This is a genomic window from Kitasatospora dryopteridis (genome assembly GCF_050749075.1).
GTDB lineage: Bacteria > Actinomycetota > Actinomycetes > Streptomycetales > Streptomycetaceae > Kitasatospora.
This window is the reverse complement of record NZ_CP192749.1, coordinates 4,477,348-4,490,632: the sequence shown is the minus strand read 5'-3', so window position 1 is coordinate 4,490,632 and position 13,285 is coordinate 4,477,348. Positions and strand designations below refer to the sequence as shown.

Here is a 13,285-nt window from a genome sequence, read left to right as displayed (position 1 = left end):
CCGGCGGGCCGCTCAGCAGGCGGTGGCGAGGTCCTTCCTGGGCAGGGTCCGCGGCACCACCGCCACCACCCGGCCGCCCGCACCGGGGTGCAGGTCGACGCGGACCTTCAGGTCGGCGGCGCGGGCCAGTACCACGGCGACCACGCCCGCGGCGGCGGCCGACACCAGGCCGCAGGCGAGCAGGCCGAGCCTCGGCCCGTACGCGGCGGTGACCCAGCCGACCAGCGGGGCGCCGATCGGGGTGCCGCCGGTGAAGACCAGCACCAGCAGGCCCATCACCCGGCCGCGGACGGCGGGCTCGGCGCCCAGCTGGAGGGCGGCGTTGACCGAGGTGTTGAAGGTCAGGCCGAAGACGCCGATCAGCATGAGCAGGGCCGCGAAGGTCCAGTAGCCGGGCGCGAACGCGGCCAGGACCTCCAGGGTGCCGAAGGCCACGGCGGCGCCGACCAGCCGGCGCAGCCTGGGGGCGCCGCGCCGCGCGGCCAGCAGAGCACCGGTCAGCGAGCCGACGGCCATCGCGGTGTTGAGCAGGCCGTACTCGCCCGCACCGACCCGGAAGGTGTCGTAGGCGAAGCCGGACAGCAGGGTCGGGAAGTTGAACCCGAAGGTGCCGATGAAGCCGGCCAGCACCATCGGCCACAGCAGCTCGGGCCGTTCCCGGACGTAGCGCAGGCCCTCGCGGAGCTGGCCGCGCTGCCGGGCGACCGGTGCGGTCGGGCGCAGTTCGCTCTCCCGCATCGCCAGCAGGCCGCCGATGACGGCGGCAAAGGACAGTGCGTTCACCGCGAACGCCCAGCCGCTGCCGACCGCGGCGATCAGCAGACCGGCGACGGCCGGGCCGACCAGGCGGGCGGTCTGGAAGTTGGCGGCGTTCAGGCTGACCGCGTTGGGCAGGTCGCGGGCGGGCACCATCTCGCTGACGAAGGCCTGCCGGGTCGGGTTGTCGACCACGGTGACCAGGCCGAGCAGCAGCGCGAAGACGTACACGAGGCCGGCGGTCACGGTGCCGGTGACGGTCAGTACGGCGAGGCCGGCGGCGAGCAGGCCCATGGCGCCCTGGGTGGCGAGCAGCAGCCGGCGCTTGGGCAGCCGGTCGGCGAGGACGCCGCCCCACAGACCCAGCAGCAGCATCGGCAGGAACTGCATCGCGGTGGTCACACCGACCGCGAACGGGCTGCCGGTGAGGCTCAGCACCAGCCAGTCCTGGGCGATGCGCTGCATCCAGGTGCCGGTGTTGGAGACCACCTGGCCGGCGAAGTAGTAGCGGTAGTTGCGGATGCGGAGGGAGGAGAACATCCCCCCGGGCCGGGTGAAGCGTGCCCCGGTGGGGCTGCCCGTTGCGGGGCGGGGTGCGGCGGTGGTGGCCGCCGCGGTGCGTTCGTCGGGGTCGTCGTCGCCGGTGCCGGGCAGGCCCACGGGTGCGGGCGCCTGGCTCTCGGCGGTCGCAGCGCGGTCGGCTGCGGGCTCTGCGGTGAGGTCGTCGGTACGGGTGGCGGCGGCGCTGGCTGCGGCCGGCGGTGTCAAGGTGTTCTCCCCTCGGGGCGCGGCGACGGGCAGGTGCGTCGCCGCGCGACTGGTGTCGCGGATGTGTCCTGCGGTGATGCGGTACTCCTTCGTTCGGTGCCGTGGGATGTCGTGCTCGTCAGAGGTGCGCGAGCTTGTAGAGCGCCGGTGCCGCCGCGCGGACCAGCGCCCATTCCTCCTCGGTCAGCCCTTCGGCCAGTTCGGCCAGCCAGGCGTTCCGCCGCCGCCGGCTCTCCATGAGGATCGCCTCGGCCTGCTCGGTGCTGCTGACGACCACCTGGCGGCGGTCGTCCGGGTGCGGCTCGCGCCGCACCAGCCCCTTCTCCTCCAGCATCGCGATGATCCGCGTCATGGACGGCGGCTGGACGTGCTCGCGCCGGGCGAGCTCGCCAGGGGTTGCCTTGCCGCAGCGCGCCAGGGTGCCGAGCACCCCCATCTCGGTGGGGCTCAGCGACTCCTCGACACGCTGGTGTCTCAGCCGACGGGCAAGGCGCATCGTGGACGAGCGCAGCTGGCTGATCGCTGCAAGATCGTCCTCGGACATCTCGGGCATGGTCATTAGCCTACGTCATTACCCTTTCTAAGGAAAATCCTTTACGAGGCCCGGCCGCCCACCCGCCGGCGCCATGCGGAGGTGGGCGGGACATCGCGTCAATCTCCGGTGACGAGATCTTGCCCCTAACGTGAAGTACCGCTACTGACCTGCGAGTTCACCGAATCTCCCGGCGTTGCCCACGAGCGGAGGGGGTGGCTAGGGTTCGCTGTTGTCAGGAACACAGCACGCCGGCACTGTGCACCCCCACTCCGTCCCGGGAGTCCTCTTGGGTCACATCCACCACGCTGTCTACGGCTGGGTGACACCGGCGTCCTCGTACCTCATCGCCTGCCTCGGCGCCCTGGTCGCCCTGCGCAGTACCCGCTGGGCCCTGCTCGCCGAGGGGCGCTCCAAGCGCAACTGGCTGCTGCTCGGGACGGTCTCGCTCGGCGGGGGCATCTGGAGCATGCACTTCGTCGCCATGCTCGGCTTCGCCGTGAGCGGCGCCGAGATCCGCTACAACGTCCCGCTGACCCTGGCCAGCCTGCTGGTCGCCATCGGCTTCGTCGGCATCGGCCTCTTCACCGTCGGCCACAGCACCCGGTCGCGGAGCGCCCTGCTGGTCGGCGGCGTGGCCACCGGCCTCGGCGTCGCGGCGATGCACTACATGGGCATGGCCGCGGTACAGCTGCCCGGCCGGCTGAGCTACGACCCCGTGCTGGTCGGCGCCTCCGTCGCGATCGCCGTCCTCGCCGCGACCGCCGCACTGTGGGCGGCGCTGAACATCAAGGGGACCGCGGCCGTCATGGCGGCCTCCCCGGTGATGGGCGTGGCCGTCTGCGCGATGCACTTCACCGGCATGCTCGCGGTCTCGGTGCACCTCACCGACACCGACCGCACCCCGTCCGGTCCGGTCGCGCTGCAGTTCGTCTTCCCGCTGGCGGTCGGCTTCGGCACCTACGTCTTCATCAGCGCCCTGGCCTTCGCGGTGGCACCGAGCAAGCAGCACCGCTCGCAGCCCGTGCTGACCGGCCCGGCCGCACCGCTGCCGCCGAAGAAGGCCGCCCGCCGGGCGCCGGACGACTGGCCGGAGTGGCCGCTGCAGGGCGCGGGGTCCCGGCAGGACGACCTCGGCTCCCCGTACGGCCAGGGCGCCTTCGGCCAGCGCAGCGGCCGGCGGGCCCGGCCCACGGCCTCCGCCCCGGTCTCGGGCCGCATCGTCCCGGCCTGGTCCGGCCCCCAGCCCGACGACCAGCCCCGCTACTGAACCGGTCGGGCCGCCCAGGGGCGCAGTTCCCCACGCCCCTGGGTGGCCCCCACGCCCCGGCGGGGAGCCTCAGCCCCGCAGGTGTTCCGGGGTGGCGGTGGGGCAGACCTTGTGGACGAAGTCCCGCCGCAGGCGGTGGTAGGGCTCGTCCGGGGCGGTGAAGTTGCGCCGCATGTGCGCCAGTTCCTCCGCGCGGTAGGCGGAGAGCGGCTTCTCGGCCTCGTCCGCGGCCCGGCGGCGCTTCTTCTCCAGCAGCCGGGTGCCGAGTTCGGGCGAGGCGGCGATCGCTGCGGCCTCCCGTTCCACCCAGCGGCGGAACTCTCCGGCACTGCCGCGCCGGACGCGGTCGACCAGCCCGATCTCCCCGGCCTCCCGGGCGCCCACCGGCAGTGCGGCGGCGGTGAGCCGGCGGGCGTTCTCCTCGCCGACCCGGCGGGGCAGCGTGTACGTCCAGTACTCGGAGCCGTACAGGCCCATCAGCCGGTAGTGCGGGTTGAGCACGGCGGAGGCCCGGCACCAGACCTCGTCGGCGGCGGCGGCGAGCATCATGCCGCCGGCCGCGGCGTTGCCGGCCAGCGCCGAGACGGTGACCTTGTCGGTGGTGGTGAGGACCGCCTCGACCAGGTCGTCCATGGCGTTGATGTTCTGCCAGGACTCCTCGGCGGGGTCGGCGGCGGCCTCGATGGTGTTGAGGTGGATGCCGTTGGAGTAGAAGTCCCGGGCGGGGCCGAGCACGACGACGCCGGTGGGCCGGGTGCAGGCCTCCCGGTAGGCGGCGAGCAGGCGGCGGCACTGCTCGGTGCTCATCGCGCCGCCGGGGAAGGCGAATTCGAGGTAGCCGACGCCGGCGTGCTCGCGGTAGCGCAGTTGGGACCAGGTGGTGCGGCGGGCCGCGTCGTAGGGGGTGACGGGCACCTCGGGCACCCCGGCGAGGAGGTCGCCGAGCACCTGGGCGGCGGGCAGCTTGAAGGTGGCCGGGCCGCCGGGGGTGCGGCGCGGGCGCAGCTGCGGGATCCACACGGCGCCGTCGGCGGTGGCGCGGCAGACCGCGCCCTCGCGGGTGGCGAGGACGGCGCCGGCCGCGCCGCGCAGCACGTCCTCGGGGTGGCCGCCGTGCAGGAAGTACTCGCGGCCGTACAGCTCGTCGAGGACGCCCGGCTGGGAGTCGCCGGAGCGGAGTTTGCGCAGCACGGTGGCGGTGTCGTCGCGGGCCCAGTCGATCCGGCGGTACTCCTGGGCGTGGTAGGGCCGCAGGCGGCCGCGGACGTCCCAGCGGGTGTAGTCGAGCGGCTCCGGTTCGAACCAGCCGCTCTCGTACCGCTCGACGGCGAGCAGGACGGCCTCCAGGGCGGCGTCGGCGACCTCGTTGCGGTAGGCCTCGCTCTTGCCGCAGGGCGGCAGGGTGAAGGGGACGGAGGCCCAGATCGGGCCGGCGTCCATCTCGGCGACGGCCTGGAGCACCGTGACGCCCCACTCCTCGGCGCCCTCGTGGATGGCCCAGTCGAGGGAGGAAGGGCCGCGGTCGCCCTTGGGGCCGGGGTGGACGATCAGCACGGTGTGCCGGCTCCACACGTCCTCGGGCACGGCCCGGGTGAGCATCGGGGCGAGGACGAGATCGGGGGCGAAGCCGCTCACGGCGGCGCGGACGGGTTCGTCGCCCAGGGCGAGCTCGACGGCCACGGTGTGGCCGCGGCCGCGCAGCTCGGTGTGGACGCGCTGGGTGAGGCTGTTGAAGGCGCTGGCGACCAGCAGGATGCGCAAGGTGGCCCTCCGACGACATGTCAGCGGTTGTGGGGGGATGGCCCGTCCGGTCGGCTCCGGGTGCCCGACTGCCTACCCGGGCACGCTGCCCGCGGCACCGGGGCGGGGCGTCCGGGTCGGGGGTCCGGGCTGCCGCACGGCGGGATTCGGCCATCCAAGCATGGTCATGCACACGCAAGTTGCCAGATCGGGGCGTGTCGCCATGCCTTGCACAACACCCGCCCCGAACACGCGCCCCCTTCGTCGAATCGACGCCGGATCGCCACCCGCACGCCCCCTTGTGCGCTGCTCTGCGCCTCCCCCGGCTGCCCGCACGCCGGCCCGGGAACGCCGACGGGCCCTCCCCGGTGTCGGGGGAGGGCCCGTCGGCTGCGGCGCGGATCAGAGCAGGCCGAGCGCCGGCATCAGGTAGTAGAAGGCGAACACCGCGGACACCGCGTACATCGCCACCGGCACCTCGCGGCCCCGGCCTGCGGCCAGGCGCAGCACGCAGAAGGCGATGAAACCCATGCCGAGGCCGTTGGTGATGGAGTAGGTGAACGGCATCAGGACGATGGTCAGGAAGGCCGGGATCGCGATGGTGTGGTCGGCCCAGTCGATCTCCTTGATCGAGTTGGCCAGGATCAGGAAGCCGACGGCGACCAGCGCCGGGGTGGCCGCCTGCGCGGGGACCATGGTGGCGACCGGGGTGAGGAAGAGCGCCAGCAGGAACAGCGCGCCGGTGACGATCGAGGCGAAGCCCGTCCGCGCGCCCTCGCCGACGCCCGCGGTGGACTCGACGTAGCAGGTGTTGGCGGAGCAGGAGGTGGCGCCGCCGGCGGCGGTGGCGATGCCGTCCACCATGAGGATCTTGTTGATGCCCGGCAGGTCGCCCTTCCCGTCCAGCAGGTGCGCCTCGTCGGCGACGCCGAGGATGGTGCCCATCGCGTCGAAGAAGCAGGACATCAGGACGGTGAAGACGAACAGCGCACCGGTGAGCGCGCCGGCGTGGTGGAAGCCGCCGAACAGGTCGACCTCGCCGACCAGGCCGAAGTCGGGGGCGGCGACCGGGCTGCCGGGCCAGGTCGGCACGGTGAGGCCCCAGCCCTGGCCGAGGCCGGCGACCTGCTCGATCACCAGGGCGACCGCGGTGGCGGCGACGATGCCGATCAGGATCGCGCCCGGCACCTTGCGGACCAGCAGCACGAGGGTGAGCACCAGGCCGAGCACGAAGACCAGCACCGGCCAGCCGGTCAGGTGGCCGCTGCCGCCGAGCTGCAGCGGGACGGTGGTGTGCGCGGCGTCCGGGATGCGGCTGACGAAGCCGGCGTCGACCAGGCCGATCAGGGCGATGAACAGGCCGATGCCGATCGCGATGGCCTTGCGCAGGCCGAGCGGCACCGCGTTCATCACCCGCTCGCGCAGGCCGGTGGCGACCAGGACGAGGATGGCGAGGCCCGCGAGGACGACCATGCCCATCGCCTCGGCCCAGGTCATCCGCGGGGCGAGCTGGAGGGCGACGATGCTGTTGACGCCGAGGCCGGCCGCGAGGGCGATCGGCACGTTGCCGACGACGCCCATCAGCAGGGTGGTGAGGCCCGCGGTGAGGGCGGTCGCGGTGACCAGCTGCCCGCTGTCCAGGTGCGCGCCGGTCATGTCCGTGGCGTTGGCCAGGATGATCGGGTTCAGCACCAGGATGTAGGCCATGGTGAAGAAGGTGGCGATGCCGCCGCGGATCTCCCGGGGCAGCGTGGAGCCGCGCTCGGTGATCCGGAAGAAGCGGTCGAGCGGGCCGGCCGGGGGCCTGGGGGAGGCGGAGGGCGCGGAGGTCTCGTCGAGCACGGGCGTCGACTGGGCCTGCGGAGACATGCGGGGGTCCTCGTCGGGTGGGGGCACGGGAGGAGGGACCGGGGGCAGCGCTGACCTGGTCCGCCGGCGGCCTGGGGGCATCGGAATGACGCGCGTAGCAGCAACCGGAAGCACAAGTATGAGTTTCCGCTCGTGCACACGCCATCTTCGCGCGTAGAGCATTGCCCCTTACGGCTGTCCGCGACGGAATCGGTGGTGCGGGGCCGCCACCCCGCTGTCGTCGCCCGGCCGCCCCGTACCCTAGGGGCCATGCCGAAGACCCCGCTGCGCCCCTCGCCCCCGCCCCTGGAGGCCAACGACGTCGCCATCGTCGGCGGCGGCACGGTGCTGTGGTTCGTCGCCTTCCTCGCCCTGCTGCCCTTCAAGAGCACCCTCGAGGCCCACGACCACGGCACCTGGCCGTGGATCTGCCTCTCCGGCGGCCTGCTGGGGCTGATCGGCCTCTGGTACTGCCGGTCCCGCCGGGACGCCATCCGCCGCGCCCGCGCCGCCGAGGCCGAGACCGCCGAGGGCCCCGCCACTCGTCTGGACTGACCGCTCCCCCGGCAGGGCGGCACCCGACCGGGTGCCCACCTAGAGTCGGTGCCATGACGCATCCCGCGGAGGGCATGGCCGAGGCAGGACACCCGGGACCGCCAGGGCGTCGGGGCGGGCTCACGGCGGCCGAGGTCGCCGAGCGGGTCGCCCGCGGCCAGGTCAACGACGTCCCCGTCCGCTCCAGCCGCTCCGTCCGCGAGATCGTCCGGGCCAACGTCTTCACCCGCTTCAACGCGATCATCGGCGTGATGTTCGCCATCATCCTGGTCGTCGGCCCGATCCAGGACGGTCTGTTCGGCCTGGTCATCGTGGCCAACACCGCGATCGGCATCGTCCAGGAGCTGCGCGCCAAGCGGACCCTCGACAGCCTCGCGCTGATCGGCGAGGCCCGCCCGCAGGTCCGCCGGGACGGCACCGAGCAGTCCGTGGCCACCGCCGAGATCGTGCTCGACGACACCGTGCTGCTCGGCATCGGCGACAAGGTGGTGGTGGACGGCGCGGTCACCGAGGCCGACGGCCTGGAGATCGACGAGTCGCTGCTCACCGGCGAGCCCGACGCCGTCCTCAAACGCCCCGGCGACCAGGTGATGTCCGGCAGCTTCGTGGTCGCCGGCTCCGGCGCGTTCACCGCCACCAAGGTCGGCCGGGAGGCGTACGCGGCCCAGCTCGCCGAGGAGGCCAGCCGCTTCACCCTCGTCCGCTCCGAGCTGCGCAGCGGCATCAACGAGATCCTCAAGTTCATCACCTGGCTGCTGGTGCCCACCGCGATCGGGCTGATCGTCAGCCAGCTCGCCGTGGAACGGCACGACTGGCAGGAGGCCGTCCGCCGGATGGTGGCCGGCATCGTGCCGATGGTGCCGGAGGGGCTGGTGCTGCTGACCTCGGTGGCCTTCGCGATCGGCGTGGTGCGGCTCGGCCGCAAGAAGTGCCTGGTGCAGGAGCTGCCCGCGATCGAGGGTCTGGCCCGGGTCGACACGGTGTGCCTGGACAAGACCGGCACCCTCACCGAGGGCGGCATGGACCTGCTGGAGCTGCGGCCGCTCGCCGACGGCAGCCCCGGGCCCGGCGCCGGACCGCTCGGCGAGGTGCTCGGCGCGCTCGGCGGCGCCGACGCCCGGCCGAACCCCTCGATGAAGGCCGTGATCGACGCCTACGGGCCGCCCCCGGACGGCCGCTGGCGGGTGGTCGAGGCGGTGCCGTTCTCCTCCGCCCGCAAGTGGAGCGCGGCCCGGCTCGCCGAACCGCAGGGCGGCGAGGCCAGCTGGCTGCTCGGCGCCCCCGACGTGCTGCTCCCCGCCGGGCACCCGGCGCTGGCCGAGGCGGACGGGCTCGGCGCGCGCGGCCTGCGGGTACTGCTGCTCGGCCGCTCCCCGCTACCGCTGGACGCCCCGGACCCGGCGGCCCGGCTGGAGCCGTGCGCCCTGGTGGTGCTGCAGCAGCGGCTGCGCGCCGACGCCGCCGACACCCTGCGCTACTTCGAGCAGCAGCGGGTCCGGGCCAAGGTGATCTCCGGGGACGCCGCGGTGGCCGTCGGCGCGGTCGCCGCCCACCTCGGGCTGCCCGGCGCCGACGACCCGGTGGACGCCCGGACGCTGCCCCGCGACGACGAGACGGCCTTCGCCGACACCGCCGACCGGACGTCCGTCTTCGGCCGGGTCACCCCCGCGCAGAAGCGCGACCTGGTCGGCGCCCTCCAGTCGCGCGGGCACACCGTGGCGATGACCGGGGACGGCGTCAACGACGTGCTCGCCCTGAAGGACGCCGACATCGGCGTCGCCATGGGCACCGGCAGCGACGCCACCCGGGCGGTCGCCCAGATCGTCCTGCTCGACGACTCCTTCGCCACCCTGCCGTCGGTGGTCGCCGAGGGGCGGCGGGTGATCGGCAACATCGAACGGGTCGCCAACCTCTTCCTGGTGAAGACCGTCTACTCGGTGCTGCTCGCCCTGCTGGTGGTCTTCACCCATGTGCCGTACCCGTTCCTGCCGCGGCACTCCACCGTGCTGTCCACCCTGACCATCGGCGTGCCGGCGTTCTTCCTCGCGCTGGCGCCGAACAACGAGCGGGCCCGCACCGGCTTCGTCCGGCGGGTGCTGCGGTTCGCCGTGCCGGGCGGGGTGATCGCCGGCACGGCCACCTTCACCGCGTACATGCTGGCGCGCGCCAACAACGGCACCGACCTGGAGGCCGACACCAGCGTGGCGACGCTGACGCTCTTCCTGGTCGCGATGTGGGTGCTGGCGATCGTCGCCCGGCCGTACTCGTGGTGGCGGCTGCTGCTCATCGGGGCGATGGGCGGGGCCTTCGCCCTGGTGCTGGTGGTGCCGTGGCTGTCCGACTTCTTCCAGCTGCAGCTGGCGGGCGTCCGCGACCCGTGGATCGGCGTGATCATCGCCGGGATCGCGGGCGTACTGCTGGAGATCAGCTGGCGGGTGATCGTGCTGCGCTCCGAACCGGCCGGGGACGGCGGCTGACCGCCGCCCCCGGCCGGGCCGGTCAGGACTCGTAGTCGCGGGCGTTCAGCAGTTCGTAGGCGCGGTCCGGCTCGGCCAGGGCGGCGAGGATCTCGAAGCGGCGGTGCCACTGGCCGACCGACCAGGCGAGACCGGCGGCCAGGCCCTCCGGGGTGGCCGCGTGCAGCAGGCCCGGAACCGGCGGTACCTCGAACTCGTCGTCCTCGTCGCCGGACTCGGCCTCCTCCGGGGCGTACGGCACCTCGGGGGTGTCGGCGGCGGTGTCCCAGCGCCAGTCGACGTTCGCCTCCTCGCCGTCCGGGCCGACCACCAGCAGCTCCTCGTGCTCCTCGTACGCGGCCGGGCAGCCCGGCAGCAGTTCGCGGACCACCGCCGGAACGCGGTGCAGCACGCCCTCGGACAGCACCCGGCCGCCGGCCACCTCGCTGGCCAGCGACACGTGCAGCCGCTCGGCGAGCGCCACGGCCAGCTCGGGGGCGACCGGCAGCACCGCGTGGTCGTGCAGCAGCTCCACCAGGTCGGGGGCGTCCGCGACGACCGCCTGCGAGGCGTCCACGACCACCGTGGTGTCGGGACGGCGGCCGGTCTCCGGGTCGAGCGGGGCCAGCGCCCGGACGACGTCCAGCGGTTCGACGCGCTCGGCGGGCAGCGCGGCCAGCTGGGTGTGGATGCCGTGCAGCTGGCGGTGGGTGACCTCGGAGGCGTCGTCGACCAGGCGGTCCAGCAGTTCCTCCGGGCCGTGCGGCTCGGCCAGCAGCGCGGCCAGCGTGGTCCGCACCCCGAGGGCGTGCAGGAACTGCTCGTCCAGGGTGGTACGGGCCTCGTCGTACAGGCCGCGCAGCAGCGGGTCCGCACCCGCCGCGCGCAGGCCTGCGGGCTCGCGGCCGTCCAGCACCGGGTGGTCGCGCAGCCACCAGGCGGTGTACGGCGGCAGGTCGACGTACCTGCCGTCCGGCAGCAGCGTCCGCACCGGGTTGACCACGGCGTCCCGGTACGGCGGGCGGGCCAGCACCGCCAGCGCCTCCGGCCAGGCCGAGTCGTCGACCAGGTCCAGGTCCCGCACGGCGAGCAGTTCGGCGGCGACCGGCGGCACGCCGAGCTCGCCGCTGTCGTCGGCGTGCAGGGATTCCAGGGCGTCCTCGCACCACTCGGCGAGGCCGTCCGGCGCCTCGTCGATCAGGCCGGTCGGGGAGCCGCCGACCGCCCGGTCGGCGGGGGCGGTCGGGTCCAGCCGCTCCAGGTCGTCCGGGTCGAGGACCACGTCCTCGGCGCGGACCAGCACGAACGCGGCCAGCGCACCGGCCGCGGCCAGCACCTCGGGGCCCCAGCGCTCCAGCAGGTCCTCGTCCACGAAGGCGGCGTCGCCCTCGCGGGCCAGGTCGGCGAGCGGGGTGTCCGGGATGATCAGCTCGCCGGCCCGGGTCAGCTCGCCCTCGTCGTCCGGCAGCGCCAGCCGGGCCAGCCACGGGTGGTCGCCCGGAGTCGCCTCCGCGGCCCTGACCAGTGCCAGCACGGCGTCCGCGAGGTCCACGGCGGCGTCGAAGTCGTCCTCGCCGACCTCCAGCGAGCGGGCGACGGCGGCCCGGACCTCCGGGGTGTCCAGCACCCCGGCCGGGGTCGCGGTCGCCGCGCCGAGCTTGGCGAGCAGCGGGTGCGCCGCCTCCGGGTGGGCCAGGCGCAGGTCCAGCAGGACGAGCGCCTCCGCCAGGGTGTCCGGGTACCCCTCGTAGCCCGCCCAGTCCGCCGGGTCCGAGGGCAGCAGCACCCGGCGCGGGCCGGTGACGGTACGGCCGTCGGCCAGCGGCACCGGCAGCGCGCCCAGCGCCTCCGGGTCGGCCCCCGCCAGTGCCGCGTACAGGTTGCGCCACCAGGCGGGCTCGCGCTCCAGGCCGCCGAGCTGGTCGACCACCTCGGCCAGCGGCACCCGCCGCACCTCCAGGGCGCGCAGCTCCGGGCGGCGCTCCAGGCCGGCCGGCAGCAGGCCGGGGAAGATCGGTGCCAGTGCGGCCACCACCGAGGTGTCGGCGCCCTCCAGCAGCGTCGCGTCGCGCGGCCGCAGCGCCGGGGTGCCGTCCTCGACCGGGCCGGGGTGCGGCAGGAACGGCGTGCCGGGCAGCCGGCCGAGGATCGCGGCGCGCAGCGCGTTGTCCAGCGCGCCGTGGCCGAGCCGGCCCGGCACCAGGGACAGCGAGCCGAGGTCCGCGCCGCGGGCCCGCAGCAGGTCGGCGTAGGCGTCGGCGGCGCGCTCGGTGAGGAAGTCGGTGAGCGGGCCGGGCGCGACGTGCCGGCGGGTGGAGTCCAGCGGGTAGCCGGCGATCAGCAGCGCGGGCACGCCCAGCGGCTCGTCGCTCGGCGTCGGCGCGTGCACCACCGGGGTGGTCCGCATCTGCTGCGGCACGCCCGTGTCGGAGACCGGGACGGCCCAGGTCACCGACCAGTACGGGCGGGCGCGCTCCTCGGTGGTGCGGTCGGCGAGCAGCTCCGCCGCGACGGTTCCCTCGGCGCCGACGGTCTGCCAGACGGTGGCGCGGTCGCCGTCGGTGATGGTGACGGTGGTGATGCCGTCCGGGCGCGGGGCGTCCGCGGACCGGGTCAGCGTGCGGGCGCCGTCCGGCGTCTCCACCACGACCTCGGCCAGGCCGGGCAGGGTGAGCAGCAGCGCGTCGTCGATCTCGGCGAGCAGACGGCGGGTCAGGTCCTCGGCCGCGGCGTCGCGCAGCGGCAGCACCACGACCGTGTCGTAGCCGTCCGGGGCCGCGCCCTCCGCAGGGAAGGGCAGCCGCAGCAGCGGGACGTGGCCCTCGCGGCGGCGCAGTTCCTCGGCCAGCTGCGAACGGGCCTCGGTCAGCGCGTACGCCTCCGACAGGGACCAGCGGACCGAGCCGTGCGAGGACAGCACGGCCGGCTCGTCGGTGACGGCGAGGACGGCCGAGAAGCCGACGCCGAAGCGGCCGACCGCGCGGGCGTCCTCGGAACGCTTGGCGGAGGCGCGGAGGGTGGAGAGCGACTCCACCGCGGTGGCGTCCAGCGGGGCGCCGGTGTTGGCGGCGGCGAGCACGCCGTCGCGGAGGATCAGCCGCAGGCGGCCGGGGGCGGTGCCGGCGCGGGCCGCGGCGTCGGCCGCGTTCTGGGCTAGCTCGACGATCAGGCGGTCTCGGTAACCGCCGAGGGCGAGTTCCTCCTCGGCGTTGGCGTCCTCACGGAAGCGTGCGGGGGCGGCGGTCCATGCCTCCAGGACGCGGTGGCGCAGGCCCGCCGTGTCGAAGACGTCCGCCGCCCGTCCGTCCGTACCGCCGATGATCCGAGGCTCCACTGGCCCTGCCGCCTTCCGCCGTCTGC

Annotated in this window: 8 protein-coding genes; 3 read left to right on the top strand and 5 right to left on the bottom strand. The window is 74.6% G+C overall.

Going from position 1 to position 13,285, the window contains the following annotated elements:
- Positions 1 to 12 precede the first annotated feature (12 nt).
- Both ACQ614_RS20515 and ACQ614_RS20510 read right to left on the bottom strand, forming a co-directional pair.
- The gene (locus ACQ614_RS20515; RefSeq protein WP_431679959.1) at positions 13 to 1,524 is read right to left on the bottom strand and encodes an MFS transporter; all 1,512 of its coding nucleotides are present in this window, start codon (positions 1,522 to 1,524) and stop codon (positions 13 to 15) included.
- Positions 1,525 to 1,642: 118 nt separating this feature from the next.
- Positions 1,643 to 2,083 carry a MarR family winged helix-turn-helix transcriptional regulator gene (locus ACQ614_RS20510; RefSeq protein ID WP_431679958.1) on the bottom strand — a complete coding sequence of 147 codons (441 nt, stop codon included), beginning with the start codon at positions 2,081 to 2,083 and terminating at the stop codon, positions 1,643 to 1,645.
- 262 nt (positions 2,084 to 2,345) lie between these two features.
- Here ACQ614_RS20510 and ACQ614_RS20505 point away from each other — a divergent pair, with 262 nt between their 5' ends.
- Complete coding sequence (locus ACQ614_RS20505; protein WP_431679957.1) at positions 2,346 to 3,326, top strand: MHYT domain-containing protein; 981 nt, start codon at positions 2,346 to 2,348, stop codon at positions 3,324 to 3,326.
- 69 nt (positions 3,327 to 3,395) lie between these two features.
- On the opposite strand, the gene ACQ614_RS20500 is transcribed toward ACQ614_RS20505, so the two are convergent.
- Both ACQ614_RS20500 and ACQ614_RS20495 read right to left on the bottom strand, forming a co-directional pair.
- Positions 3,396 to 5,087 (bottom strand): hydrogenase maturation protein, encoded by a 1,692-nt coding sequence (locus ACQ614_RS20500; protein ID WP_431679956.1) that lies wholly within the window; start codon positions 5,085 to 5,087, stop codon positions 3,396 to 3,398.
- 381 nt (positions 5,088 to 5,468) lie between these two features.
- The gene (locus ACQ614_RS20495) at positions 5,469 to 6,935 is read right to left on the bottom strand and encodes an NCS2 family permease (RefSeq protein ID WP_431679955.1); all 1,467 of its coding nucleotides are present in this window, start codon (positions 6,933 to 6,935) and stop codon (positions 5,469 to 5,471) included.
- A gap of 249 nt (positions 6,936 to 7,184) precedes the next feature.
- On the opposite strand from ACQ614_RS20495, the gene ACQ614_RS20490 reads away from it, so the two are divergent.
- Positions 7,185 to 7,469: a DUF2530 domain-containing protein gene (locus tag ACQ614_RS20490; RefSeq protein WP_431679954.1), complete on the top strand. Its 285-nt coding sequence runs from the start codon at positions 7,185 to 7,187 to the stop codon at positions 7,467 to 7,469.
- A gap of 74 nt (positions 7,470 to 7,543) precedes the next feature.
- Positions 7,544 to 9,946 (top strand): HAD-IC family P-type ATPase, encoded by a 2,403-nt coding sequence (locus tag ACQ614_RS20485; RefSeq protein ID WP_431683973.1) that lies wholly within the window; start codon positions 7,544 to 7,546, stop codon positions 9,944 to 9,946.
- A 22-nt stretch (positions 9,947 to 9,968) separates the two neighbouring features.
- On the opposite strand, the gene ACQ614_RS20480 is transcribed toward ACQ614_RS20485, so the two are convergent.
- Positions 9,969 to 13,259 (bottom strand): sacsin N-terminal ATP-binding-like domain-containing protein, encoded by a 3,291-nt coding sequence (locus ACQ614_RS20480; protein WP_431679953.1) that lies wholly within the window; start codon positions 13,257 to 13,259, stop codon positions 9,969 to 9,971.
- Between the last annotated feature and the right edge of the window lie 26 nt (positions 13,260 to 13,285).

Coding starts and splice junctions, on each gene's coding strand:
- ACQ614_RS20510 (WP_431679958.1), bottom strand. CDS start 2,083: ATGACCATGCCCGAGATGTCCGAGGACGATCTTGCAGCGATCAGCCAG.
- ACQ614_RS20485 (WP_431683973.1), top strand. CDS start 7,544: ATGGCCGAGGCAGGACACCCGGGACCGCCAGGGCGTCGGGGCGGGCTC.
- ACQ614_RS20490 (WP_431679954.1), top strand. CDS start 7,185: ATGCCGAAGACCCCGCTGCGCCCCTCGCCCCCGCCCCTGGAGGCCAAC.
- ACQ614_RS20495 (WP_431679955.1), bottom strand. CDS start 6,935: ATGTCTCCGCAGGCCCAGTCGACGCCCGTGCTCGACGAGACCTCCGCG.